This is a genomic window from Rhodococcus sp. NPDC057014 (genome assembly GCF_042673295.1).
Classification (GTDB): Bacteria; Actinomycetota; Actinomycetes; order Mycobacteriales; family Mycobacteriaceae; genus Rhodococcus_F.
Map to the genome: position 1 here is coordinate 19,470 of NZ_JBHUSF010000023.1, position 26,837 is coordinate 46,306.

Annotated in this window: 18 protein-coding genes; 14 read left to right on the forward strand and 4 right to left on the reverse strand. The window is 64.3% G+C overall.

Annotation, left to right across the window (positions count from 1 at the left end):
- Window positions 1-255 precede the first annotated feature (255 nt).
- The 5 genes from ACFTZB_RS07585 (at window position 256) to ACFTZB_RS07605 (ending at window position 6,236) form a co-directional block, all read left to right on the forward strand.
- Window positions 256-1,491, forward strand: a complete 1,236-nt coding sequence (locus tag ACFTZB_RS07585; RefSeq protein WP_378430852.1) for a hypothetical protein — start codon at window positions 256-258, stop codon at window positions 1,489-1,491.
- A 1,293-nt stretch (window positions 1,492-2,784) separates the two neighbouring features.
- Window positions 2,785-3,567 (forward strand): AAA family ATPase, encoded by a 783-nt coding sequence (locus tag ACFTZB_RS07590; RefSeq protein ID WP_317611884.1) that lies wholly within the window; start codon window positions 2,785-2,787, stop codon window positions 3,565-3,567.
- On the forward strand, window positions 3,564-3,935 hold the full coding sequence (locus tag ACFTZB_RS07595; RefSeq protein WP_378430853.1) for a hypothetical protein: 372 nt from the start codon (window positions 3,564-3,566) through the stop codon (window positions 3,933-3,935). Before ACFTZB_RS07590 ends, ACFTZB_RS07595 begins: the two co-directional genes overlap by 4 nt.
- 157 nt (window positions 3,936-4,092) lie before the next feature.
- Window positions 4,093-5,469, forward strand: a complete 1,377-nt coding sequence (locus tag ACFTZB_RS07600; RefSeq protein WP_378430855.1) for a DUF2637 domain-containing protein — start codon at window positions 4,093-4,095, stop codon at window positions 5,467-5,469.
- Between the two features lie 419 nt (window positions 5,470-5,888).
- On the forward strand, window positions 5,889-6,236 hold the full coding sequence (locus ACFTZB_RS07605; protein ID WP_378430856.1) for a hypothetical protein: 348 nt from the start codon (window positions 5,889-5,891) through the stop codon (window positions 6,234-6,236).
- 436 nt (window positions 6,237-6,672) lie between these two features.
- On the opposite strand, the gene ACFTZB_RS07610 is transcribed toward ACFTZB_RS07605, so the two are convergent.
- Both ACFTZB_RS07610 and ACFTZB_RS07615 read right to left on the reverse strand, forming a co-directional pair.
- Complete coding sequence (locus tag ACFTZB_RS07610) at window positions 6,673-7,353, reverse strand: hypothetical protein (RefSeq protein ID WP_378430858.1); 681 nt, start codon at window positions 7,351-7,353, stop codon at window positions 6,673-6,675.
- Between the two features lie 453 nt (window positions 7,354-7,806).
- Window positions 7,807-8,169, reverse strand: coding sequence for a hypothetical protein (locus ACFTZB_RS07615; protein WP_378430859.1), 363 nt, complete (start codon window positions 8,167-8,169; stop codon window positions 7,807-7,809).
- 572 nt (window positions 8,170-8,741) lie between these two features.
- Between ACFTZB_RS07615 and ACFTZB_RS07620 the strand changes: the two genes are divergently transcribed.
- The 5 genes from ACFTZB_RS07620 to ACFTZB_RS07640 all read left to right on the forward strand — a co-directional run bounded on the left by ACFTZB_RS07620 (window position 8,742) and on the right by ACFTZB_RS07640 (window position 17,574).
- Window positions 8,742-10,289 (forward strand): hypothetical protein, encoded by a 1,548-nt coding sequence (locus ACFTZB_RS07620; protein ID WP_378430860.1) that lies wholly within the window; start codon window positions 8,742-8,744, stop codon window positions 10,287-10,289.
- A complete protein-coding gene (locus ACFTZB_RS07625; RefSeq protein ID WP_378430862.1) occupies window positions 10,286-10,489 on the forward strand; it encodes a hypothetical protein in 204 nt (67 codons plus the stop codon). The genes ACFTZB_RS07620 and ACFTZB_RS07625 overlap by 4 nt, the downstream gene beginning before the upstream one ends.
- A gap of 456 nt (window positions 10,490-10,945) precedes the next feature.
- Window positions 10,946-12,733 (forward strand): restriction endonuclease, encoded by a 1,788-nt coding sequence (locus ACFTZB_RS07630; RefSeq protein ID WP_378430863.1) that lies wholly within the window; start codon window positions 10,946-10,948, stop codon window positions 12,731-12,733.
- Window positions 12,734-12,811: 78 nt separating this feature from the next.
- The gene (locus ACFTZB_RS07635; protein WP_378430864.1) at window positions 12,812-16,165 is read left to right on the forward strand and encodes an AAA family ATPase; all 3,354 of its coding nucleotides are present in this window, start codon (window positions 12,812-12,814) and stop codon (window positions 16,163-16,165) included.
- Window positions 16,166-16,221: 56 nt separating this feature from the next.
- Entirely contained in the window at window positions 16,222-17,574 is a 1,353-nt protein-coding gene (locus tag ACFTZB_RS07640) for a hypothetical protein (protein WP_378430865.1), read from the forward strand.
- Window positions 17,575-18,194: 620 nt separating this feature from the next.
- On the opposite strand, the gene ACFTZB_RS07645 is transcribed toward ACFTZB_RS07640, so the two are convergent.
- Both ACFTZB_RS07645 and ACFTZB_RS07650 read right to left on the reverse strand, forming a co-directional pair.
- A complete protein-coding gene (locus ACFTZB_RS07645; RefSeq protein ID WP_378430866.1) occupies window positions 18,195-19,325 on the reverse strand; it encodes a trypsin-like serine peptidase in 1,131 nt (376 codons plus the stop codon).
- Between the two features lie 22 nt (window positions 19,326-19,347).
- Entirely contained in the window at window positions 19,348-20,418 is a 1,071-nt protein-coding gene (locus tag ACFTZB_RS07650) for a hypothetical protein (RefSeq protein ID WP_378430867.1), read from the reverse strand.
- A gap of 329 nt (window positions 20,419-20,747) precedes the next feature.
- Here ACFTZB_RS07650 and ACFTZB_RS07655 point away from each other — a divergent pair, with 329 nt between their 5' ends.
- Genes ACFTZB_RS07655 through ACFTZB_RS07670 form a run of 4 tightly spaced genes read left to right on the forward strand, consistent with a single transcriptional unit; the run spans window position 20,748 to window position 26,819 of the window.
- On the forward strand, window positions 20,748-21,785 hold the full coding sequence (locus ACFTZB_RS07655) for a hypothetical protein (RefSeq protein WP_378430868.1): 1,038 nt from the start codon (window positions 20,748-20,750) through the stop codon (window positions 21,783-21,785).
- Entirely contained in the window at window positions 21,782-22,738 is a 957-nt protein-coding gene (locus ACFTZB_RS07660; protein ID WP_378430869.1) for an AAA family ATPase, read from the forward strand. Before ACFTZB_RS07655 ends, ACFTZB_RS07660 begins: the two co-directional genes overlap by 4 nt.
- Window positions 22,735-23,937, forward strand: a complete 1,203-nt coding sequence (locus tag ACFTZB_RS07665) for a VWA domain-containing protein (RefSeq protein ID WP_378430870.1) — start codon at window positions 22,735-22,737, stop codon at window positions 23,935-23,937. The genes ACFTZB_RS07660 and ACFTZB_RS07665 overlap by 4 nt, the downstream gene beginning before the upstream one ends.
- A complete protein-coding gene (locus ACFTZB_RS07670) occupies window positions 23,934-26,819 on the forward strand; it encodes a tetratricopeptide repeat protein (RefSeq protein WP_378430871.1) in 2,886 nt (961 codons plus the stop codon). Before ACFTZB_RS07665 ends, ACFTZB_RS07670 begins: the two co-directional genes overlap by 4 nt.
- The last annotated feature ends 18 nt before the right edge of the window (window positions 26,820-26,837 follow it).

The window sequence follows — 26,837 nt, forward strand, 5'->3', positions numbered from 1 at the left end:
GACCCCATAGGCCCCGCTCAACGGGCACGGCGTCCTTCCCGGCTGTTCAGCAGCCAAGCACGCTGACCTCGCATTGCTAGCAATGCGAGCTAGCACCGCTAGGCAGTTCTGGTTATTGCGAATAGTTTGGCGAGCGTTGATACCCGGGCCACCTACGGTTTCTGTCACGTGACGGCAGATACGGACGTCGCCCGAATCTCACCGGACGGCGCGTCGTGATGGCGCCTTGGTCGGTGTCTGTGGTGGACTGCGGATATGCCCAAGAGCCGTGGCCGCCGCAAGGGCGGCAAAAGCCGACCCGTTCGCCGTGCTCCTCGGCAACTTCACCCAGCCGATCTTCTGCTGCGCGACGCTCGGCAACTCCTCGAAATCGACGACGTGCTCACCGCCGAGACCTGGGCCAGCGGCTGGCTCGGCGAGGCGTGGTCGACGGCGGCAGTGACCGAACACGAACCCGAGCACCTACTGTGCATGCAGGTCACCGGCCGAGCATGCTCCACACCGTCCCCGCACTCGCTGGCCGCGGTCGACGCGCTTGCGCGGGTCGCACCTGCGGCCGACATCTCCATGCTGACCGACACCCTAGGCATCTTGGCCGAAACCCAACTACTGCCGGCCTGGCACACCGTCGCGGCGTGGACTCCGACCGCAGCGTGGCGCGCGGTCGACGTGTACGAGAGCGAACGGGTCCTGTTCATTGACTACGACGGACCGCACCCACACACATTGATGGCGAATATCTACCAGGTCGGCGGGCTGATGATCGACAAGCTTGCTCTCCTGAATCCTGGCGCAGCCACCACGTGGGACCAGCTGCGCGAGCCCGACGAGGCACCGATGCCGCTCCAGTCGGTCCCGGTCGCCGAGGTGCTCGCCGATCTCGCGCACGCGTTACGTACCACCGACATGACCTGGCCCCGCACCGCCGACGAGGACTTTTGCGATCACCGGGCGTTGGCATGGTCCCGCTGCCGGAACTACCTGCCAGAATGGCCCGAACACGTCGGACTTCCCGAGCAAAGGCGCCGCCAACTGGTCGAGGACTTCCTCACCGACATCGGAAGCGACGACGAGGTGAGCCGGTCGCTGGCCGAGCTGTTCCTGGACTATGGCGACGGCTACATAGGCGCCGGACCGCTGTGCTGGAGCCCGGGCGAGGTGATGCTGCTGCTCACCGATTGGCTTCCCCGCAAAGCAGTCCTCGACGCCGACCAACGCAACGCACTGCCCTTCGTATTGCGCCGATGGCTGACCTTCGCGCTGACCCAACAAGGGCTCGACCGCCAGTGGATCAGCCGCGTCGTTGATGCTGTGGACACCTTCCTACCCGAGTTCCATGACGCATTCGACGATGAAACTACCTGGGGCCCCGCCAAACAGGTGGCCGCAGCGCTCACCGAGCGAGGCGTCGACCTCACCGACCGCCAAGCCGTCGACGACGGCATTCGGCAACTCAACGCCGAACAACTCGCCTACCGATTACTGCCCTGAACCGTCGGCTCTGTGCACACCCGATTCACACGTTCTGCCGCTTCCTTCTTAGCCCGGGGGAATGCTTTCCTGCGACGCGCTGCCCAGCGAATGTGCGCTCGTTGGGACAGCGACGCAACCCGCGGTGCGATGCTAGTCATGCTACGTAGCGTTGCTAGAGACGCTAGATAGCAAAGCAACGCTATTATAGCGATCTTGATGAGCTATGCGAGCGTTGATTGCTCGCTTTCCTACGGCTGCTAGGCGTGACGTAGTAGCTAGCGGTGTAGCGACCGTTGCACTAACGCCGCTGGCGGAAATAGCAGTTCTCGCTCACAGAGATAGGCCCGCTAGCGGGCCGCAAGCGCGAAAATCGTACTTGGTGGATCCGGGGCGAGGTCCGCTCGGGCGGCATGTCGAGCTGTGAAGACTCGAAGCCGGCCTGTTCTGTTTCCCGGGTTCCGCCCGTGCCTAGGCAGATGCGATCTGGTGGAGGGATGCGTTTCGCGTGACGGCGCCTCGTGGCATAGTTGCGGCCGACGGCCCCTTACCTGCTGAAATATCAACGCTAGCTCCGATAGCATTGGGGATCTGCTTTGGTGGCAGGGAAGGAAGCACAACTATCCAGTCGATCTGGGCTATCGGCTCTAGCCTTCATATCGAGGATAGTTCTGCTATGGCGACGATTGCAGCTACTCGTTGTAGCGCAGCAATTCTCGCAATCGTCGCTATCAGAGAGATGCCAGCAACGATATGTACCTGAGCTAGACGCCGTATGAGCGCTATAGTTGCGCCGCTTTCTATGGACGCTTGCATGTCTTGGCCGACTTGCCTTTCTAGGCGTTCTAGCCTGAATAAGCTGGCTATGCAGTCTAGGGGTCGTAGGGGTGCTGGCAGAGCTATGAGTGCGAACACATCTACGAGGGCGATGCTTGCTAGGGAAGTTTGACTATCGATCGTTGCTGTCATCGCTATAAGCGCAGTCGTATCTAACGTCGCTATGAAAATTAGTGCAGTAATCGTTGCGAGCAAAGCGATTGCAGAGAGCGTAGATAGGGTCGCAACCATAGAGGCCATAGCTATGTCTGCGTCTGCAGCGTCGATCGCTACGAAAGCCAAACTAGAGAAAGTAGTTACGCTATGAACGCTAAGAACGCTAGCTCACCTAGCAAAGAACGCTAGCGTTGCTCGGCGTGTCGAGCTAGCTCAGTGGCCAAGCCTGGCTATGCTCCCTACGCGAGCGTGCGGAGTTGCACTAACGCTCATCGCGCGCATCTGGAAGTCTCCTGGCCTCGACGGAACGGAAACCAAGTCATGACACGCAAATGCGCGATCTGCAATCAGAAGGGGGGAGTGGGCAAGACCGCCACGACCCTCGGTCTCGCGAGCGCAATAAGCAACGTTGGCGGACACGTCCTCATTGTCGACGTCGACCCCCAGGGCAACGCCACCAACGGCGTAGGCGTCACGATCACCGACGAGATGCTGACGACCTACGACCTGATGAGCCGAACCGAGTCGGGCACGGCGATCGACGCCGTCATTGCCACCCCATGGGACGGCGTCGATCTGATCCCGGCCGACCAGACGCTCGCGAACATCGAGTCAGATGGGGCCAACGACCTCATCTTCCGCCTCGACATCGCCTTCGAGGGCCTCGACCTCTCCGCCTACGACGCAGTCCTCTTCGACTGCCCACCGTCACTCGGCAAACTCCTCTTCGCCGTCTTCTGTGCAGTGGACGGGGTCATCGCAGTAACCGAGCCCACAATCGACAGCGTTCAAGGCGTCACCAAACTCTTCGAAACCGTCGAGAACGTCCAGCGACGCCCCAACCCGAACCTGGCTATCGACAAGATCGTCCTCAGCCGACAGCGGGGGACAGGCGAACACCGATTCCGGGAGAGCGAACTGCGCGAGGTCTACGGCGACCTCGTCGCGCGCACCACCATCCCGGAATACGCCACGCGGCAGGACGCACACAGCGCACGCACCCCGATCCACAAATTCACAGGCGGAAAATCGCTGTCATTGCAGCTCGCCTACACCGACCTTCTCAACGAACTACCCATCAAGACCGCAGGAGCGACCGTATGAGCGTCCAACGTGAACCCGCTATCCGCAGGCCGGCGCATCCCGCCGCAGATCTTCCTGAGCGCCCCCGGGTCGTCAAAGACCCCACCCCGGCCGCCGTCGACCAGCCGCCGACGCAACTTCCGACCGAATCGACCATCAGGCCCGTCGCCGACGTGCCCGTCACGCCGGTCTTGTCTCCTGCACCCGAGGCGGCATCGCCTGTCGAGAAACTCAGCGAACAACACAACGTGCGGTTGCGGCCCTCTACCAAGGCCCGCCTGACGCGCGGCGTGGACAAGCTGCGCTATGAGACCGGGGACCGGAGCATCACCATCTCGTCGGTCACCGACGCCGCGCTCATCGAGTACCTGGCCAAAAACGGCTGCTAGCACCTATAGCGACACTAGCTAGCAGAGCTAGGTGGGCGCCTCGTGGTTCGAGATATGCCCACCGCAACGCACTGGCCGCACCAACATAAGGAGGCCCCCGCCGATTGCGCCGGCGGGGGCCTCGTGGACCGGGAACCCGTGGAAGGAAACCCCGATCATGAACGACCTTAGTATCCGAGCAGCACGAATCCAGCTCCGCGCCCTCATTGCCGCTCTAATCGTTGCGATCGTCATTGCGGTCGGCATCACCACCGGAGCCTTCGTACTGTCGTTCGCCGTGCAACGCGACCTCGCATTGCAGGGCACAATCCCACACCATCTCACCTGGATTTTCCCCGCCATCGTCGACGGCGCAATCCTCGGCGCAACGATCGCCATCGTTGCGCTCAGCAAAATCAACGGCAGCGCAACAGGCAAGCGCTTCTTCCTCTGGCTCGCGGTGGTCGTCGTCTTCATCAGCGTCTTCGGCAACGCCTACCATGCCTACCGCGCCGCCGAAGCCGCCGCACGACGCGTTGCAGCGGGCATCGACCTCGGCTACACCCCACTGACTCCAACCGGCGCATCGCTCATTGCAGTCATCCCGCCACTGTTGGTCCTGGCTTTCACTCACGGTGTCGGAATCCTCATCAAAGCCATCGGCACCGCCCACACCGAATACACAGCGGTCGTCCGAGACACCCGCGACCGCGAACAGCGAGACGACGAGGACATCACGACCGACTACCGGACGTCGGTGGCGGAGTCGATGCCGGCATCCGAACGCACCGGCGGCGAAATTGCGGGTCTCGTTGCTCCGAGCGTTGCACACCACCCCAACGTTGCAGACGACCCCAACGTTGCGCCGAACTCCGACGTTGCACCTGTCTCTAACGTTGCGCAGGTCCCCGGTGTTGCATCGGACTCCGATGTTGCGTCGCGCATTGCTCAGCCTGTTGCGTCGGCCTCCGAGGTTGCGCCGCGCATTGCTCAGCCCGTTGCGCAGGTCGCCGACACCGCAACACCAGACGACTTCTCGACACTCGACGACGGCCGTGAGGCCGCCGGGGCCGGGCCTGAGGGTGCCACTGACGTTGCGGATGCCGCGCAGCCGACCGAGGCGAACCCAGATGACCTCACCCATGTTGCGACCCGCACCGAGGAGCACAGTGCACGCAATGCGCTGGACGGACGCAACGCCGATGCGCTAACGCTCGGCAATGCGCCAGAGGACTCGCAAGAGCCATTCGTGTTGCCGGACGAGGCCCAGACCATCGAGAACCTCCTCGACTTCATCGACACGTGCGCCGACTTCGAGCCTGTCGTGAAGGAGACGGCCCGACTGCGAATCATCGAACAGCACAGCTACGCGGAAATCGCCACGCTCACGCGGGCCAAGGCCGCCAGCACCGCAATGCGCCGATTCGACAAGGTGGCGCAACGCGCGGTCGACGCCGGGTTCCGGACGCCCCCGTTGCCGGAGCTCGAGGAGATGGCGGACGGACGCAATGCGGCAACGCTCGATCCGCAGTACACATTGGTCGGGGCACCCTGATCGCCCACCCCCCGGCAACGCGGCGACGGCCAGTTCGTACCCTCCGCGGCGCGACCAGGGAGACGACCCGACCAACGGAACGAGGCGCGCCCCACCCAGCAAATTCCGAACCTCCGCAACACCCAGCGCCTCTGACCGCAACACAGCCTGACGTTGCAGACCAACCAGATGAGGTTGGCAACGCAACGCGTGGTCGCGGAAACGCAACGCCGACCAGTACGAGCTTTGCAACGTCGGCCCCCGGTTCGGATGCAACAGACAACCGCACGTGTGGACCGCAATGCGGATGCAACACCATCACAACGTCGGCGATCATCTGCGCATTGCAGGTGGGCGGGCGCCGCGTTGCATACCGGGCACCGGTGACTCATACAGTTCACTCGGGAACAGTGGATGAGGGAGCGGTTGTGGAGTGGTTCGTGTCGTTTTGGGATCTGGAGATGCAGCGGACGTCGGTGCGCGCAGGGGAGGCGTCCGATCGTGCCGACGCCATGGCTCAGGTCATCGCCGCTGGACGCGACCTGGTGTGCCGTGACGACGGATCGGTGGTCAACAAGACTGCCCACATCCGCATCGGAATCGAGCTGGCGGTGGTGACCGGGTTCGACAATCCATGCCTGGACGACGAAAACCTGCGCTGCCGTATCGAGGCCGCCATCACCGCGAAGCAACACCACGCCCGCACGATGCAGCACCGTGTATCCGGCGAGCTGCCGCCCGCCAAAGGCGCACCTACCCCGCCACTCGATCCCGAAGCGGGCGAGTAGATCGGTGGTGATCGATCCCGACGGGTGACCGCGATCGATCGCGCCACGAAAGTGCGGGTCTCGTCAAATGTCATCGCGGTCGCGCGAGTCGTTCGACGATGCCGTTGGCATATCGGTGTGCGTATCGACGAGGGTACGTTCGGTTGCTGAACGGTTGGCGAACCCATCTGGTGCGGCTCTTCTGGCAGGGGGGAGCGGGCACGATTTCATCACGGTGACGTAAGTGACCTAGCCTGGGTCGGTTGTCCATTTTTGCCGGCGACCCGATGGTCGGCCGCGGATCGCCATCACGTGCGGCGGCAGCTGGGCGCAACGCTCAGATCGATTGGGCTGCAACACTCGGCCCGGTATTCGGCGCCATCGATCGTGCGCCGACAAGCTCCGCGACCGCAGCCGCAGCCGCAACCGCGTAGCGAGGATAGCTATCCTCGCTACGCTAGCTAGCGCCGCAGTGGGCCGCTCGTTCGACGTTGCGCTTGAGGACGGCCAACATCCGTGCCTGCATGATCCAGACAACCGGGGGAAAGAGCCAGTAGAAGACGAAACGTCCAAGCCAGCGCGGGCGGAGAACTTGATACCCGCCGATCACCAGACGGGTGCGCCCGCCGGGCAACTCTTTCAACAGGAAGCCCCAGAGTCCTTCCGTGTAGGCCGACGGCCGTGGCTGCTCGGGCTCAAGACTGTGGCCTCGAAGATCGCTCAACCCGCGCAGTCCCAGGAACCGATTTGGTTCCAGCACTGCAACCTCCCACGCGTCCACGGGGCCGTGGCGGCGTGTCCAGTACTTCACGTGGTTGCCGAGGGCGAGGTCCTGCCACTCGGGGTGGACTCTGTGGGCACTCGGGCGGCCGGCGTTGTCCAGGTGGTCCCAGGAGTACCATCCGCCACGATCCCCGCCCAGCTGGACCAGCCACGGCCAGACCTGATCCGGCGGGGCGTCGATCGTGACGGCCATCGCCCCGCCCCGTTCACCGCCGGGAACCAGGTCACCGCCGGGATACGGCCCCGCAACTTCCTCATCCGTCGCACCCCACCGCACGAGCCGAGGACGTACCCAGGCCCCGTAGACGACCGCTGCCGCCCCGGCGACACCGAGGATCGTGCGTCCGACTGACATACGACCAGCATCGGAGGCCCGGCACCGCCCCGCAAGGGACCAACGTCACGGGCCCTGCGCCCTCGGCGGCCCGGACGCAGCCCGACCGGAAGTGGGACACGAGGAGCGTAGATCGGTGCTGCTGGGGCGGGCGAGCGGCGGACATCGTTGTGTCCGTGCTTGCGGCACGCAGCGTTCCCTCGCCGCCGGCGGTGTCCGGTCCGGGATCCTCAGCGGGATCGATTCTTCACCGTCCATCGGGCACTGCTTGGAGGGCGTGACCGACAGCCCCACGATGGCTGTCAGGCACAACAGGCTCGGGTGGGGCTTGCGGGCAGCCCCCGGCCGGGCCGACGCTCATCCGGATTGGTGCTCGATCCCATGACCCGGGTCGGGAGGTTCGTCGTTGGATCTGACCAGGGTGGTGATGTAGTGCATGTGGGGCCGATCTGCAGGTGTGTCTGCGGTTGCAGTTCACCGGGTTCGGGTGGCACGTACGGGTCGGGTGTGCCCGGTCGGATGGGCGGCTCGACGGCGAGCGACTTGAGGAATGCGCCGGCCCCCGGCGGCGACCGGCTCCAGGTTGTAGAGGATCGGCACGTTAGTCGGTGCCCAGGTGGAATAGAAGTCGTCCTGCTCGAACAGGTGAACCTTCCACTGATGCCACTTCACCGCCTGCAGCCGATTGCCCTGCAGGTACAAGACCATGTCGCGGCCCGAGTTCTCGTCCGTACCCAGCAGAAAGCTGGACATGTCCATTCCATCGATCTGCCGGTCCCCAGGGACCGTGCCGCCCTCGGCGGTCACCAGTGTGGTGAAGAAGTCGACCTCGTGCACCAACTCGTTGCTGACCCGGCCGGCGGGCACCCTCCCGGACCAGCGCACCAGGCACGGGGTCCGATTGGCGCCCGGCCCGAACACCCGGAGAAGCGTTCCGACCAGACGCCGCCGATGCCATCTGGGACGCCTACGTCGACAACGCCGACGTGGTCGTTCCGGCCGACAAATACGGCCCGGACATGACCGGTGCCTTCCAGCTCGTGTTCTGCGACCGCGGAACACCGAAGGTCGGCGAGAGTCGCCGCGCCCGTATCGTGTACACCGAACTGCGTGATGCCTTGATCGGACGCGGGATGAAGGCCGAGGAAATCGCGTTCATGCACGATTACAACTCGCCCAAGGCGAAAGCCACACTCAACCGAGGCCTGCCGGGACGGGCGGATCCGGGTCCTGCTGACCTCGACGAAGAAGGGCGGCACCGGACTCAACGTCCAGCGCGCACTCAAACCTCGATCCGGCCTGGACGGCGGCGGACATGGAACAGCGGATCGGGCGCATCATCCGCCAGGGCAACACCTTCGAGAAGGTCAGCGTCATCAACGTCGTCGCGGCGCTCCTACGACGCGATGATGTACCAGTACGTCGCCCGCAAGTCCGGTTTCGTCGCCCAGCTGCGCCGCGAAGACGTCCCCCAGACGATGGAGGACGTCGGCGGCGACCTGTCGTTGTCGTGGGCGCAGACCAAGGCCGCCGCCACCGGCGACCCGGTGTTCGTCCAGCAGGTCGAGGCCGAGCAGAACGTCACCATGCTCGAAGCTGGGCGCAACGCCGTCACCAACAACAACGCGGCCCGACAGGCCACGATCCGCTCTCTCGAACGGCAGATCGCGGCCGCGACACAGCGGCTGCCCAAACTGACGGAACAGAGCGCGAAACTCCAGGACTGGCTCGCCACCCCGGACCGCAGCACACGCATCTGGCACGTCGCCGGCCGCGCCGTGCCCGACAGCGAGGCACCCGAACTCCGCGCCGCGATCACCGAAGCGCTGGCACAGGCCCGCGAAGAGGTCACCAAGGCACGCACGTTCCTTCCGATCGGGTCGATCAACGGAGTCCCGAACACCCTCGGCTACTCGCACACCCTCGCCAATTACATCGTCGACATCGCGGGGGAGGAGCGCTACATCGAACGCGACAAGATGATCGACATCGTCGCACTCGACAGCGCCACCACCGGGTTCATCCAGTCCACCCGAAATCACCTCTCCGCCGTCAGCAACCGCGGCGACACCCTCGCAGCTCAGCTCGAACGCGACAAGGCCAAACTCGACGTCGCCACCGCCGAATCCGAGCTGGTGTTCACCCTGGAAGACGAACTGGAACAGGCGAAGCTCGAGGCCCACGAACTGAGCCTCGAGGTCAACTCCCGGGAGAACTCACCCGAGGCGCTACGCCGCGAGCGGCTCGACACCGAACGCCGCCGGGCCGACGGCCAGCACCGAGGATGGTCGCTGGACCTCAACCCGACCGAAGGATGGGCGGAGGAGCAAGGTATGACGCGAGAAGCGGTGATCGCGAGCGTGCCCGGGCGCATGGCCGCCGCCCGCAAGGAGTGGGAAGAAAACGCCGAAGCCCGCGCCGAAGACCTCGCACGGCGGCCCTGGCAAACCCTCGACGCCAGCGAGTACGAGTGGCGGTACGGCTTCGACCCCAACTCCGGCATGCCCGGCGCCCGCACGTACTGGCACGGCCGGCAGTGGAACTGGGAATCCTGGGACGGCACCGGGCAGACCGATCGCGGAGCCGCCAACCGCCGCGGCGACGCCTTCGCCGCCGGCGAACGGAGCGCCGACACGCTCGCCAAGGAACGCGAGGTGCCCCGGGAGAAGCTGTACGAAGCCAGCCTCAACCGCGTCGTCGAACTCCGCGCCGGACAAGCCACGGCGCCCGATCAGTCGACCGACGCCAGCATCGAGCCGACCCCACCGGGTGCCACGGTCGTGGAGCAGTCCGTCATCGACGGCATCAAGGCCGCCGGCAGCGGACACGCCCGCCCGCTCCGTGATGTCCTCGGCACCACCACTGCCGCGGACAATGGGAACGTCACCCCGATCCACCCGGAAGCCGAGATCGACCACGGCTACGGCATCGACGAAGAAGGCGAGCGCGCCGTATGAACGACGACGAAGCCCAGCGTGGTCTGACCGAGGCGCAGGCGCGAGCCGAATACGCCCGGCTCGCGCCGATCATGGCGATCGAGGGACGAACGATGGACGAGTCCACCAAGGAACTCCTCGTCCAACTACTGCAGGAGAACATCACGCTCGACGATGCTCTCGACTCGATCATGCTCCGACGAGCCCAGACCGAGCAGTGACCCGGCCGCGCCCGTTCTCACAGGAGTGGATCGACTACTTCATCCCGTCGACGGTGCACTGGGATGCCACCGGATTCCCGGACATCTCCGGCGCCGTCATGCGCAACCTCGTCCGGGTGTCCGCCGACCGGCCACGGCATCACCGCCCCCGGGGTCCTCGACGTCTACGAGGGACTGGCGACATACAAGCGCATGTCCGAACTCCGGCGAGAACAGATCACCGGGAACTACGACCTAGCCTCACCGCCCGCTGCGCGCCGAGAAGCGGTCCTCAGACGCGGACCGTCATCGGCAGCCCCGGAGGTTACCCCGCCCGGAACCCAAACGAGCCGGTCGCGGCCACCAGGGCCGTCGCGTCCCGCCCGGACGACATCCTGGTGGCCGACGATCAAACCTCACGAAGACCACGCCCACCGCTTCCGGTTTCGCTGCCTAGTGCAGTATTACTCTCGGTGGATGTCTCTCATCGAGTGGTCGCGGCTTCCCGGCGAAGCCATCGAAGACGCCGTAGCAATGCTTCTGTGCGCCGAGAATTTTGAGGCGACACAGGTTCAGCCGGGCAAGGGCGATGGTGGAATCGATGTATTCGTCCCGATATCCGATGACCTATCGATCCGGGAGATCTACCAAGTCAAGCGGTACAGCAAGAGACTTACCTCCAGCGAGAAGCGGAAGATCAAGAACTCCCTCGACAAGGTTGTCAACACCGCCAAGGACCAGGGCTGGACCATCTCTGTGTGGCGACTGGTTCTGCCGCTCAATCCGACCCCGAACGACCTCAGATGGCTCGACACGCTCTCGAAGGATCATCTGTTCCCCTGTCGGTGGGTTGGCCTCAACAGGATCGAAGCTCTTGTAGCCAAGCATCCGCAGATAACCGACTACTACCTCCGAGACGGCCGCGAGCGCCTCCAACAGCAGATGGACCGCCTCACAGCGATCATTGCCCGAAGAGAGACACGTGAGTCGGGCGAAGAGCTCCGTCCAATCGATGTTACGAGCGACCTTCGCAGCATCTACAGCGCATTGAATGAGTGCGATCCACACTATCGGTACGAAATATCGATGACCGCTAACCCACCCAGCGCGAGCTCGGATGCACCAGCGAATTCACCCGGCCTCGTAGCAATATTCAGCACAGGCTCCGAAGGCAGCTGGGTCAATGTCAGCATATTTGCTCGCTCCCTGGCCGCCATGGAGAAGCGCCCAATCACGGGCACCTTCAAAGTAAATGTCCCCAGTGACGCCCCCGTGCGCGAGAGTTACGATAAATTCATAAACTACGGAACCCCAGTCTCCCTTCCATCCGGACTGGCGACGGTCAACCTGGACCTACCTGGCGGACTCGGAGGCGAGATCAACGAACCGGTCGTGACAATTGGGGCATCGACTAAAATTGAAGATCAGGACGAAGCGGAGCGCGACCTAGTTGTAGCCATACTCTCTCCGGACGAGGGCGTCTTGGCCGAGATCGAGGTCAAACAAGTAGAAGTGACGGTGGGACAGGCCGGCGGACGAAGAACCGTGTGGACGGACGAACCAGGCTTCATCACGTTGGAGATACTCGCGAAGAAGTACCCCGACCTCACCGCAAACATTTCCATACAGGTTGCCGCATCGGGAGAAAAGCCAGCGGCCATAGTATCCAGCCTTGAGTTCCTTGCCAACATGCACAAACCAAACACCATGGCGATATCCCAAGCGTTTGGTCCACGAAATTTCGCCACTGGATCCTCGGAACTTAAAGAGAAGGATGGCGACTACTCTCGACTGGCAAAGCTGGCACGAGCTTTGGCAACGATTCAGGACTACACAAGCACCAGAATAAGGTTCCCCGAAATCGTCACCGGCGAGCAAGCCATCAACATCATAGATTCCGCCAAGATTCTATCCGGGAATCCAATATCTGCGACATGGGATCGAGTCAAGATTGACCGAGACACTAATGCAGATCCGGAGACATTTTCGTACGAAGTCGGGGACGAAGTCGATCTCCGATTAATCCGCGACATCGCGATCGAGCTCGACCAGAGAGTCCTTGTTGTCGGCCGTCAGGCGGCACTGATGCGCGGCGTCGTCAAAGAGTTCACGGCGGAAACTGCCGTGTTCGAGCCGGCGCAAGAGAATCCGAAGGCTACGTTGATCCGGTTCGATGGCGATGAGGAAGTCAACCTGGTCCAGGCGCGACCGGTTCATCCTACGAACGCCAGCGGGACCGATCTAGCGCCTAACGAGGGAGCGTAGCGGCCGCCCAATGGCGTTCGGCGCGTTCCTGCGCGAGTTGCTGGTCGTGGTGCTGTTCGTGTCAGCTCCAATGACATCATGTCGGATCCGGAGGTCGAAGGCATCCCCCTCGCGCTGATCGAAGAGTTCTCGCGCCGCCAGGCCATCGTGGACCGGCAGGCGGAACTGGCCCGTGAATACACCGCGCGCCACGGCAAGAACCCGCCGAAGAAGGTCCAATTCGCGCAAGCACAGCAGGCAACGCTGGACACCCGCAACGCGAAGAACCCGCCCCGCTCGATGGCAGAACTGCGGGCCGAGTGGAACGAGCGAGCACGCGCAATCATCGTCGACACCTCGCCCCGGCAGCTGGTGGACGAGGCGCAGACCGGCCACGACAACCGGCCCCCGTTCGGCCCCGCCGATCTCCCGGAACTGATCCGAGGCGTCGAAGAAGACCTGTCCCGCAGGGTCGGAACCTGGACCGTCTACAGCCTCGCCGCCGAGGTGCAGCGGCAAGCGAGAGCGTTCAGCTTCGCCGACGACCTCGACCTCGAGGTCTACGTTCGCGCGGCCGTCGACACCCTCGTGAAGAACCATTGCATCCCCGTGTTCACCGAGATCTACCTCGCCCCGGACAAGCTGTCCGAGACGATCGAGGGCGGCCTGGTTCGGCTGCACACCGTCGACCGCACCACCATGCGATACACCTCTGAGTCGGTCCTCGCCGCTGAGTCATTCATGCGCAGCAACGCCGACGCCGAGAGCGAGCTGACCGTCGCCGATCGTGTCATCCGGCGCCAGATCCGGAAGATCGAGAAGGCAGTCGCGAAGGAATCGAAGATCGACGGGTTCCATCTCGGAACCGATCAGATCGCGATGATCGAGCACTTCCTCACCGCCAAGAAGACGGTCGCGGTGGCCGTCGGCGCCGCCGGCGCCGGCAAGACCACCGCCGCGAGAGTGGTCGCCCGCGCCTGGGAGCAGACCAACGGCAAGGTCATCGCACTCGGCCCGTCCGCCCGTGCCGCGGAAGTGCTCGGATCGGAGATCGAGGTCGAAGGGCGCACCATCGCGGACATCCTGACCCGCGACAAGCATGGCATCCCGACCGGAATCGAGGCCGGTGACCTTCTTCTGGTGGACGAGGCCGGCATGGCATCGGCGCGAAACCTTGCCGACCTCACTCGAATCGCCGCGGATACCGGGGCCGTGGTACGCCTGCTCGGCGATCACCAGCAATTGGCCTCAGTGGAGTCCGGCGGCGTTCTGCGTGATCTCGCCGAGCGCACCTTTGCGCCGTTCCTGTCGAAGATCCACCGATTCCGCACCGAGGGCGAAGCCGCCGCGAGCCTGAGGCTCCGTAATGGCGATGAGCGCGCGATCGGGTGGTACAAGGAGAACAGGCGCATCCAGTCGGCCATGACCCACGAGCTCGCGGACAAGGTCTTCGACGCGTACGTCGCCGACGTCGAAGACGACGAGGTCACCCTCATGGTCGCCCCGACCAACGACCTGGTGCGTGAGCTGAACCTGAAAGCCACCGCGTACTACCGGGACAACGGCACCGTCACCGGGCCCGGGATCGTGCTCGCCGATGGGCTCGAAGGTGCGGTCGGTGACGTCGTGGTCACCCGCAAGAACAACAGCAAGTACGTCGTGAAGGACGACAGGGGCCAGCGCACCGGACGCGTCAACAACGGTGATCTGTGGACCATCGTCGAGGTCGGCGCCGACGGCTCACTGCGCCTGGAGAACCACGTCAGCGGCGGCCGCGTTGTAGTCGCCGGCGACTACATCGCCGAGAACGTCCAACTCGGCTATGCCGCCACGGTCCACCGGTCGCAGGGAATGACGGTCGGGTCCTGCCACGTCCTCACCTCCGCGGGGATGGACCGACAGGGCTTCTATGTCGCGATGACCCGAGGCAAGAGCAAGAACATCGCCTACGCGGCCGAAGACGAGCTCCCCGACTGGGATTTCGAGCACCGCCCCGAGGAGCATCCCGGCGCTCTCGGGGTCCTCAAGGGGATCCTGGCCCGCGACGGATCACAGCGCACCGCACACCAGATGATCGAGCAGGCCCGCGCCCATGCCGAGTCCTTCGACGCCATCAAGGACGGCTACATCGCCGCCGTCAGCGCCCTGTACGAGGAACACACCGCGACCCTGCTCGACGTAATCCTCACCGACAAACAGTTCACCTGGGTCCACACATTCGGCGGCTGGGACAGGATCGTCGAGACCGTCGCACAGGCGGAGACATTCGGCTGGGACACCCGCCAGCTCCTCACCGACGCCGCCAGGGTGATGCGGGCGGTCGGCAAGAAGGGGAAGCTCGACGACGAGAAGAACACCCCCGGCAAGGTCATGGCCGACGCGCTGGAGAAGGCAACCGCACCCGGAAAGCTGCCGCGTCGCCGCACCGACGCGGTTGCCCGATACCGCGTTCCGTTCCTCTCCGAGGTCGCGGCCGGCGAGGACAAGATCCTCGCTGCCTACGCCCGTCAGCACCAGGAACAGATGCACGCTTACGTCGACACCTACATCGAGAAGGCGATCGACGGCGGCGCGGAATGGGTCGTCGCACTCGGCGACCCCGGCATCGATCCGCGCAAGCAAGCCCTGTTCCACAGCACGGCCAGTGAGGTCGCGGTCTCACGGATTCTGTGGAACGTCGGCGACGATGTGGCCGACCCGTTCGCTTGGTTGAACGAGGTCCGCGCCGAGGCGGTCAAGAAGCAGATCGAGCAGATCACCGCCCCCCAGCAGGCGGCCAGTGTCTACTCGTCCTACGCCACTGACGATCTGAACGCCGCCGCCGCGGCCGCGCGTCGGCGGATCTCTGACACACGGCAGATGCTCGGATCGGCGAGGCACGAACTCGATCGTGCGACCAACGAATCGAATACCGGCGCGGTCAATGCGGTCATCGCCGAGGTCGAGGCCGAGGAGCAGAAGATCCTCGCGGTGCGCCGCGCCCGTGCGATCCATGACCGGATCCAGCGCGATCCCGCCGCCACCGCCGAACAGATCGAACAGGCCCGCGCCGCACGGCAGGCCGCCGAAGCGGATGTGCCGTCCGAGCGGCGATGGGGGGCGATCGAAGCATCGGCGGCCGCGAACCGCGCCAACCAGGGACGCCGCCAGCGGGCCGAGCAGACCGACGAGCGGGTGCTCGGGCAGCTGCAGACGCGCATCACACGACTCGAAAAGTCGCTCACCGCCGACCGGAAACGGCTCGAGCTCATCGAGGCAGAACAACGTCACCGGACCGAAAGCCGCGCAGGAGGACCGCGGCGCCGGGACGCACAGGTCGCCGAGCAGCAGAACGACCCGGAACCGCCCATCTACGTGCAAGATGCACCGCCCATCTACGAGCAGGAACCGCCGCCGCCCTACGACGAGGAACCGCCCTACGACGAGGAACACGATCGAGGCCCGGAGCTGTAGCCGAGCACTGAACATCCTCGCCGTTACCAGCGAGGGGGGAACGAGGAAGAGAAAACATGGCCGACATCGACCGAACCACCGACGAGTACCAGCAACGCATGAACGAAGAAGCCGATTGGGCCGAACGGAACTACGACGAGGAGGAGGTGACGGGGTACGAGGAGGAACTCGACCTCGACGCGCCGCGGCGCCCACTCGTACCGAGACGAAAACCCTCAGGAGAGTGGGAGTACCACGAGCAGGAGCCCGACGACCGCGGGGCCGGCATCGACCCGATCCCCGGCCGATCCACCGAATCCACGGTGGCCGACGCAGGCTCGCTCGAACCGCAAGAACAACTCGACCTCGACCCATCCTGGGCAACCGGCGAAGGCGGTGAACAGGTCGCCGCCGACGACCCCGACCAGTCAGACGACTACGCACACTCGCCGGCACTCACCAAAGAACCCGCCCCCACCCGCACCCCCACACGAGGGGTCGACGACGGAGTACGCGTCGACCCCATCGCAGTGAGGCCTCGCGACAACCAGACGAAGCGGTCGAATCAGCGCGCCGCGCCGCCGCCCAATCAGCGTGTGCACGACATCGCAGCGTTCCTGACAAACGTCGAGGAACGCCATCGAACCGGCCAAAAGATCGCCCGCCCCAAACCAATCCGTGAGGTGCTGGGCGTCTACCGCGGCGCACCGATCGACCAGACCAGAATCCAGGTCCTGGCCGCCGCTGCGGCGGCCCGCCACCTCGAGGGCCCGGAGTCGGTCAACGCCCAACGCTTGAACAAACTCGTCCAGGACAACGACGTCCGACTGCACGCACTGCGTGAGCACGAACGCCGAAACGCGGTCCTCTTCCACACGGCCAACGAGGCAACGAAAGAGGACATCGCCGCCGCCGACCAGGAGCGCATCGAGCGAGAGACGACCAACGATCGCCGCGTCTTCGACGCAGCATCTGCCGTCGCACTGGGATATGTCGCCGCGCGGGGGCTTCCCGCCTACGACCAGCTCGCCCAGCTTTCCGAAGCCCAGCTCGGTCCCGTGCCCGAAACCCCAGCGGCCGAATCTTTTGAACAGGAACGCGCCAGAGGTGGACCATCCAAGGTTGACAAGACCAAGAGCGTGCTCGACTCCGTGGGACGAGGACTCGGCCAAGCAGCCGGACCAGTGGCCAGCGCCGACGACGTCGCCGCCAATCTGTCGCCGATCAACCTGACCCAGCTCAACGAAGAACTCGCGAATCTCGCGGCCAGCATTGCCCCCGCGATGAAAGCGACAATGTCCAGCCACCCCCGATCCATCAAGGAACTCCTCAACGTCGAGCAACGGCCCGACGAAGCGAGCGAACTCGCTTTCGAGCAGGAACCGGAACTCGACCGTGAACGCGGCCGAGACACCGCGCACGCAGTCTAGATCCGCCCGAAACGGATCCGAACAGAGAAAGAAGAGGTCGCCACCCCCGCCGATCCGAGAAGACTTCGCGGATCAGGGCGACAGGGAAACCTCCTCGTCGACCATGGCAGTGGGCGGCGACCCCTTCTCGTCGCTCAGGCAGTGTAGAACCACCCTACGACACATCCTCGGGGCCATTGAGAGAGCGTTCGGGCATTGCCCGATGCACCAGTACTTCACCCTGCCGGTAGCGGTCATCCTCGACTGGCTTCCGGTAATAGCCGCCGAAGATCGGCAGATTGTGGCCCGGCATTGAGGGCGGTTTGCCCAGCACTAACGCTGTCCGACGCGGATATAGCCACGCTCGAGGGGGACGCCGTATTGGTGGACAGTACTCTACGTCGAGCGAAGCGATTCCTGAACGTCAATCTGGTAGTCCGCTTCGAGTACTGTCCGATGATCAGTTGCGTCATCAGTTCGACACCGCGACCCAGACTCAGGCTCGGATGGTCCGGTCTTGCTTCTTGCTCTGCTATTCGGCACCGTCGAACAGGGTACCCAGTGCAATTTGGTGCTCGGCTAGTGCTTTTCGTTGCCTTGCTGTTGTCGCCAAGCCTGCCGAGACGGCTTTCACACAGTCGTCATTCCCAGCCCTGCGCGTCCTTGATCTCTTGGAGAACCGTCCGGGGGAGGTGAGCGAGAATGTCGTGGATAACGATGCCCTCGTTGTGAAACTTCACGATCTCGCTTTTTCCGGCCTCGCCTTTGTAGAGGTCCGGATTAACCCTCTTGAACCCGCGGTGCAGGGCGACTGCTTGCCAATTGTCATCCAACACCGGAGCACCCGAGGATCCCCTGAGCGTATCGGTCAGATAGCGGATTTGATATGGCTTGTCACCATAGCCGACGAAGAAGTTGTTCCGAATGGCGTACCGCAATGGTCCGCCGCCAGGACATTGGACGATGTTGAGCCGCGCGCCACGCGGAAGATCTGGCCGCTCCCGCATCAGTGAGACTTGTTTCCGATCGGCCAGTTCCGCACTGTCGGCCAGACGCAGTAGTGCGTAGTCCAGCTCTCGGTTGCTCGTGACGACCTCAGAGAAGTCCACGGATGCGGCGCCGTCTTGGCCTTCGCGATGGTAGTCGAACCATGCCTTGGTCTTTACGCCCTGCCACCTGAAGTCGACATCCGAGGCGGGTGGCTGGCCAATGTCGCGTGCGTTGATCACGTGATGGCTGGTGAGAAGCAGCCGATGGGCAACCAACCACCCGGTGCCGGTGCCGGCCGCTTGACTGACCAGCTTCCCGCCCGAGTAGCGAGGGACGACAAGGCGAGCCACCATGCGGCCGATCATCTGAGCCTGCTCGATGAAGGCTCCTGTGACCCATTCCCCAGTCCCACCGAAGACCAGGGTCTCCGGCTCATCTGACAGCTCGGCCAGCGGCTCGTCCCCGCCGTACGCCGCTTCGATCTCATTCTCGATCTCCGCCAGGCGTTGGCCGAGTTCCGTCCCCCGAGTCGCTCGCCAAGCGTTGTGGGCCATGATCACGATGGGGCGTTCACCGTTGTCCAGTCGGCCGAGCTTGTCGAGTTGGTCCACGAGGTTCGTTAGGTCGATCAGCTGGTTGTCTGCGCGGTTGAGGCTCCCCTTCACCGGGCCTGGAATGCCGCTGAGCGATGCAGTCCGGCCCGGTCGCTCGTCGGTTCCGGGCACGTCCATGAGCGCATCAAGCAGGCGGTCCTTCAACTTCTGGTCAAGCCTCGTCGTCATGCTCGTCGGACCCGTCAGACTCTCAGCGCTTCAACTGCAGCACGCTCGCGCGAAGCCGTTGCGCGGCATCACGAGCGATCTCGGGGAGCCCTGGACCGGCCGACTCGAGTCCCTCGTCCGTATCGAGCGCTGGCTCGATGGTCTCCAGTAGCTTTTCTCTGCGCTGACCGATGACGTCGAGTTGTTCTTCGTCCTTCGGGTACAGCACCTCGAGTCCCCGTTCATCACCTTCGGAGATTTCCTGCCCATCACCGCGCGGAGCGCAGGGGCTCGGGTGCGATCGATAGAACAGTGGCGGAAAGCGGTACAACATGACGGACGACCCATCGAACGGCCCAGAAATGAGTGATTGGCCGTCGCTGGGTGCTCGCAGATTATGGTCGACTTTGGCCCGGGACCATCCGTTCGGGTATCCGGACAGGTAGGTATAGATACCTGGTCGGAGACCGTTAATGTCGGTGACGAATGCCCCGCGCTGGTCGCGTGTTGGCTGGTAGCCGGGGTCGTCGTCCCAGCGGAAGGCCACTTGGCACGGGCCACGCATGTTCTGGTGCTCATGGTGGACTCCCAGGGCGTGCAGGAACTCGTGCCGGGTGGTGCCCTTCCAGGTCGCTGGTCTGGTTACGTGGAATCCGCCGAGATTCAGTGAGCGCTGGTAGGGCAGTCCGCCGACCGGCTGATGGGGCAGACCGATGTTGGGGTTGACGCTGTCGGTGCCCACCAGGGAGAAGTAGCCGCCGGCGTCGAAGCTGACCCGAATTTCCGCTGCGTACTCGGCATCCTGGGGGGACCAAACCCGATACGATCGGGCCTCTTTGAAGTCCAGTACGAGATTGGCGGCCTCCGATATCGGACGGGTGGCCTCCTCGATCTCGCTGTAGAGTTCATCGGACCCGCCGAGAAACGCGACCCGGACTGTCTGACCCGGCGTCCAGGACTGCAGGTCGGCGACCAGGTACTCCAGTCCACCGTCGGCATGCGGAAGGCTGGTCGTCCATCGGTCGCGGCTCTCCATCGAGGCCAGCACATCATCCGGCAATGCCTCCAGAACGATGTCCTCGTCGGTTAGGTCTTGGAGATAGTGAGTGGCCATCGAAGAACTCTCTTCCGCGTCTCGGACTGCGTTCTGGTTGTTCCTGTGCCAGGTGATCCAGCGGCCTACCTACCTCATGATGCCGTGAGTCCACAGCGATGCGAAAGACGTTGACCGCGGCCTGAAGCTCGGATGCGCTGAGGCGGCGGCTGCTCGAGCGGGGACGAGCACACCCGGAGCCGCACAACGATGTGCGGCCGGTCGCGAATTTCTATGCGGTTACACCGCTTTTCCTGCATGCTTTGCTTGGAGTCATCCTTTTCCTTGGATCCGAAGGAGGCCCGTGTGCAGCAGATTGAACAGACCACCACGCCCCCGGCCGGGGTGCCATGATTCCCGACGACCTGCGGCGCGACCTCGTGGCTCGCCTGATGGATGTACCCCTCGTTGGTCTGGATGACAACGACAAAGGGCGGACGGCGCTGTTGGCTGGGATTCCCGGCGCCGTCTACTTCTCGCGGAATGCCGGGAACTCGCGAGGTGACGTGATGTTGCTGGTGCTTCAGTCAGAGGAGGCTTTCGGACCGAAGGGCGAGTGGCGACTGCTGAAGATTATCGACAACGCGCTCGACACGGTCGAGGGCACCGAGCTGGGTCTTGAACTGCGTGCGATCCGTCAGCAGCTGCTGCGCTTGGTCGAGGAAGATATTCAGCCTGTCAAGCTCCACCCCGCCGACGTCGCTGCGGTACACCTATTCGATCTTCGCCAGCCAGTCCTGATGTGTCTCGGCCAGCTTCCCATCGAAGCAGGAACGACCGGCTTCGTGGTCAACACCCCCACACCGCGGCTGCTCGCCTACTTCTGTGACAGCGTCAAGCAGCGGGGTGCTGGGTATGGGACCTGGAGCCGCAACGACGTGGCTACCACGGGCCCGCCCTTGGTCATCGACCCGAAGCACACCACCGCGGCAGTCGTGCTGAGCAAGATCGACAAGGTCCGATCTTTGCTCGCAAAGAAGCACGTCCTGTGGTCGATGTACCTCGAGGATGCTGCGGAAGCGGACGCGGTCTGGGGCGACCTTGCCACGGCCTTCTCCGACACGCTCGACCATCATCTGGTGATCACCTTCGGCATGCCGGCGGACACGCCAGTGCCGGCCAGCATGGTGCTTCTCCCTGCCCCGAAGTTCACGAGCCGAGACATCTCCAACTGGGTGAGGGAGATCGGCACGACGCTGGCCTGGCGCGATTCGGTGGTCGAACAGTGGGCCAGCGTGATACTGGTCGACTACGCGGGCAATCCCCACGACTGGCCGATCGAGCTGGTCTACGAACGGCTGGAGTACCACAGAGATCTGGTCACGCACCATCGGACGTCGGACGAGCTACTGGGCGCCCTGAGGGACCTGCAACTGATCGGAGAATGATGGCGGACAATGACCTTCCTCCCAGCTATGCCGAGGCGATCAAGAACCTTCCATCCAAGCGGGAGATCGAGGACGCCAGCAGCCCCGTGCTGCCCGAGAACTGGTCTCGAACGCAGACCGAAGCGGAGGTCTATCTTCCCGGCGCCGACCTGGCTCGAGTCACCGACCTGGCCATCGCATTAGGGCGACCACTGCTCCTCCAGGGAGAGCCAGGTTGCGGCAAGACGAGGCTCGCTCATTCGGTGGCTTACGCGCTGGGGATGCCGCTTGAGATCGCGTACGTCAAATCGACCAGCCGCGCCCAGGACCTGCTCTACACCTACGACGCCGTGCGCCGGCTCTACGACTCTCAGCTCGGAGCCGAAGGGCCCAAGGACGACAAGAAACAGCCACTCGTCCGCTTCGCTGGCAACTACATCACCCTCGGACCCCTGGGGCGGGCGATCGCCCGCGCTGAATATGGTCGGCAGTCGGTCGTCCTGATCGATGAGATCGACAAGGCCGACCTGGATTTCCCGAACGACCTGCTGTGGGAACTTGACCGCATGGAGTTCGACATCCCTGAAGCACCCGGAATGGGCCATAGGGCCGGTCGACTCCGGCCTTTCGTGGTGGTCACCCATAACGAGGAAAAGCCGATGCCTCCAGCCTTCCTGCGCCGTTGTGTCTACTACTATGTCGAGTTCCCCCAGACCCACCGGGAGCTCGAACGGATCCTGCAGAAACATGGTGTCGGATCGGCCCTGACGAAAAAGTCAGCCGAACTCATCACCGAACTTCGCCAGAAGGATCTCAGCAAGAAGCCGGGCCTCGCCGAGCTGATCGACTGGGTTCGGTATGAGGACGCCCGTGGTATCACACCCGACAGGCTGGCCGAACTTCCCGACGCCGAGGCCCTCCTGAAAGATCGGGCGGACCTGGAGCGAGTGCGGAAGGATCTGGCCCAGACATGAGCGAACCGGAGGAGGCTCCGTTCTTCTTGTGGATGCTGTTCCAACAGCTAAGGCGGCGGGGCTTCGCGATCGGCCCCGACGAGTACGAGGCCGTGCGGTTGGCGTTGCGCGCCGGCTTCGGCTGGTCGTCGCGGCGGGAGCTGCGTGAGGTGTGTTCCGCGCTTTGGGCTAAGTCACACGAAGAGCGGGCTGTGGTGGCGGCGCTGTTCGAACAACACGTCGTGGCGGACTGGAGCCTCGATTTGGCACCGAAGGGGCCAGTCGAGGCCGGTGCGAGTCCGGCAGAGGAGTCGGGGGTGGAACCAGACGGCCTGCCGCTTCCCTCGCCCGAGCTGGAGATGGCGGCTACCGCGCCGGCCACAACCTCGATGGGACGGCTGCCGCCACTGGGGTTCAGTGAGATGCCTGCGCTTCCGTACGAGCACGTGTTCCTTCCGCAGTACCCGGTGCGGTTTCGTGAGGTTGCCCAGACCTGGCGGCGCCTCCGGCGTCCGGCCCGGGATGGACCTGCCACGGAACTCGATGTCGACGCGACGGTGGCCAGGAGCGCAAACCTGGGACTGATGTCACCCCCAGTGCTGCGCCCACCGCGCCGTAATCGGGCCCGGTTGCTGTTGCTGGTCGATCGACAAGGGTCGATGACACCTTTCCATTCCTACGTTGCCGAGGTGTGCAACGCGATCCGCCAGGCCGGTCGTCTTGGCCGGGTCGGCTTGTTCTACTTCCACGACGTCCCCTTGGAAGGTGCGGATCCGTCAATACTCGACCAACTCGAGGGTCAGCTGTTTCCCAGCCTGGATCCGGTGCTGGCCGAGATTCCGGCGCTCACGGACGGAACACTGATGAGCGACAGCGAACTCATGTCACCCACCTCCGCTGATGATGTCGTTGCCGACTATGGGCGTGGGGCCGCCGTGGTGATCGTCAGCGACGGCGGCGCCGCGCGTGGTCGATACGATCTGCTGCGTCTGCTGGACACGGTGGCCTTCCTTAAAGGCGTACAGGAGTGGAGTAGCGGGGTCGTGTGGCTCAATCCGCTGCCGTGTGAGGTGTGGAAGGGTACGACTGCCGCCCAGATCGCCCGCCACGTCCCCACATTCTTCATGGACCACGTCGGCATGCACCAAGCGGTAAACGTGCTCCGCGGCCACCCCATGCGTCTGGAAAGACCCCTATCCTTCGGCGGTCCGCTGTCATGACTCGCAAGGAGGCCGAGCGCCGGCTCAGTGCCTTCACCGGACACAGGCACCTCGCGTCCGGCTCAGAGCCCGCCCTCGTCCAACTGGCCTGCCACGCAGCCTTACCGGTGGCGCTCAACCCCGACCTGGTGCACTTGCTGCGCGTCAACTACTTCCTCGACCCGCCGGCCGTGCTCCCGTACACAGCCGAAGCGTCGTTGCTCCTCTCCCCGCTCTGCACCGAGGTCGACCAAGACTTGTATGTGATCGACCCGGATCTACGGGATCTGCTGCTGCAGCGCCTGGTCAAGGAGTTCGGCAACGGTCGCCTGCGCGACGTCGCTCGCCTCCTCTGGGAGTACGGTCAGCGTTGCGCGGCCTGGCTGAGCCGGCCGGGTCTGGCCGAGGCGCAGCAGATCACCGCACTCAACTTCATCGATTCGCGGCGTGCGCAGGACTGGCTGACGCGGGCAGAGGAAGGCACCGCAGGCGGCGCCGCCGCGGACAAGCGATGGTTTGTCGCCATGCGCCGCGACCTGGAGGCTCGGGCTGCCGCCGTACACCAGGTACAGGCAGATGAAGGTTCGCTGCCCAGCCCACTGCCTGCTTTGACCGAGCTCCGCGACGTCCTCGTGTCGAGATTGCCCTCACCAGCGGACGTCGTGAGAGTGGCGCAGACGGCGGGACTCAATCCGGTCGCGGAGATCCTGCCGCTGACAACGCGCTGGCAACGCGTCCTGGATGCGGCCTACGCTGCCAACCGAATGCCGGTGCTGTTCGAGTCTCTCGGCGAAGATCCGTCCGTCATCCAAGCCATGAGGGAGTACTGGATCCGACTCAGTCCCGCACTGCGCGTCGAGGATGGACGATTCGAGACTCCACCACCGGAGTGGGAGGTGTTGGAGAAGCACCGAGAGCAGATCGAGCGGACGCTCAGCGCGGTATGTCTATTGGCGCCGAGGAAATTCGACCGGCGCTTCGCTCGCGGTGTGATGGGGTTTCTCATCGGCCCGCGGACGGTGCTGATGCACGAGTCAAATAATGCCGCCGATCTGGACCCCACAAGACGCGACCCGAGACCAATACGCGGCGTTGATGTATGGCTGAGCTTCGTCAACCGGGTGGCCCACCCACAATCGGTATTCGGCCAGCCTGCCATGGACGACGTCGAGGCGGATGCTGCGAGACTGCTGCGCGCCACCGTGGTACGCGTTGAGAAGGTGGGTGATCCGGGGCTGGAGGCGATCACGCTCGAAGTGGAGGCGGGCGACGAGTCGGCCATGCCGACGCCGCTGGTGGTTGCCGCGGAGCCACCCTCTGACCTGGTGGGGCGCAAGGTCTACGTAATGGGTTATCCGTCGTTGTCAGATACTCGAGGCGACCCCACCATCGCGCAACGAATCATGCGCGGCGCGTCGGACGTCCTTCGCATCCAACCTGGCGAGATCATCGGCGTAGACACCGCGGGAGCAGCGCAAGGAACCGTCGTCAGGCACAACTGTTTCACCTTGGGCGGCAACGCAGGGTCTCCGCTCGTCGACCTGGCCACCGGCGACGTGTTGGGCTTGCACTTCGGTGCCACATACGAGTACGGACCGCGCGGCCTCAAAGTCGGGATGGCCACTGCGCTCTGGCCACTGGCCGGAAGCTTGACGCAGGCAGCCAACATCTTCGGTACGCGTGCGACGGCCGTCGGCTACCACCAGCTCGGCATCCTCGCCCAGGACCGCGGGGACTATGGCGAGGCCGATCGGCAGTACGCCCGTTCGCTGGCCATCTTCGAGGAGCTCGGCGACCGCGCGGGGATGGCTCGCGGCTATCACCAGCTCGGTAGGATCGCCCAGGACCGCGGGGACTATGGCGAGGCCGATCGGCAGTACGCCCGTTCGCTGGCCATCTTCGAGGAGCTCGGCGACCGCCCCGGGATGGCTCGCGGCTACGGCCAGCTCGGCAGGATCGCCCAGGACCGCGGGGACTATGCCGAGGCCGATCGGCAGTACGCCCGTTCGCTGGCCATCTTCGAGGAGCTCGGCGACCGCGCGGGGATGGCTCGCGGCTATCAACAGCTCGGCAGGCTCGCCCAGGACCGCGGGGACTATGCCGAGGCCGAACGGCAGTACGCCCGCGCGCTGGCCATCTTCGAGGAGCTCGGCGACCGCCCCGGGAGGGCTCGCGGCTATCACCAGCTCGGCATCCTCGCCCAACGGCGCGGGGACTATGCCGAGGCCGAACGGCAGTACGCCCGTTCGCTGGCCATCAAGGAGGAGCTCGGCGACCGCGCCGGGATGGCTCGCGGCTATCACCAGCTCGGCAGGCTCGCCCAGGACCGCGGGGACTATGCCGAGGCCGAACGGCAGTACGCCCGTTCGCTGGCCATCTTCGAGGAGCTCGGCGACCGCCCCGGGACGGCTACCGGCTACGGCCAGCTCGGCAGGATCGCCCAGGACCGCGGGGACTATGCCGAGGCCGATCGGCAGTACGCCCGTTCGCTGGCCATCTTCGAGGAGCTCGGCGACCGCCCCGGGAGGGCTCGCGGCTATCAACAGCTCGGCAGGCTCGCCCAGGACCGCGGGGACTATGCCGAGGCCGAACGGCAGTACACCCGCGCGCTGACCATCTTCAAGAAGCTCGGCGACCGCGCCGGGACGGCGAGCTCGTGGAGCAGGTTGGGCAATCTCGATGCGGCGCGCGACCGGCCTGTCGAGGCCGTGAAATGGCACATCATGGCACTCTTCGCGCGAGAGGACATGGGACTACCCTTCGAGCGCAATGCGGTAGCGCTGTCGACGTTGCGCGACGTCGTCGGCCGACAACAGTTCAGGACGTACGCGGCCGCAATACTCGATCAGGACCAGATCGCGAATCTCGAGGAGCTACTCGAGGGCTTTCCAGGTAGAACCTGACCGGCACCCCCGAACGGT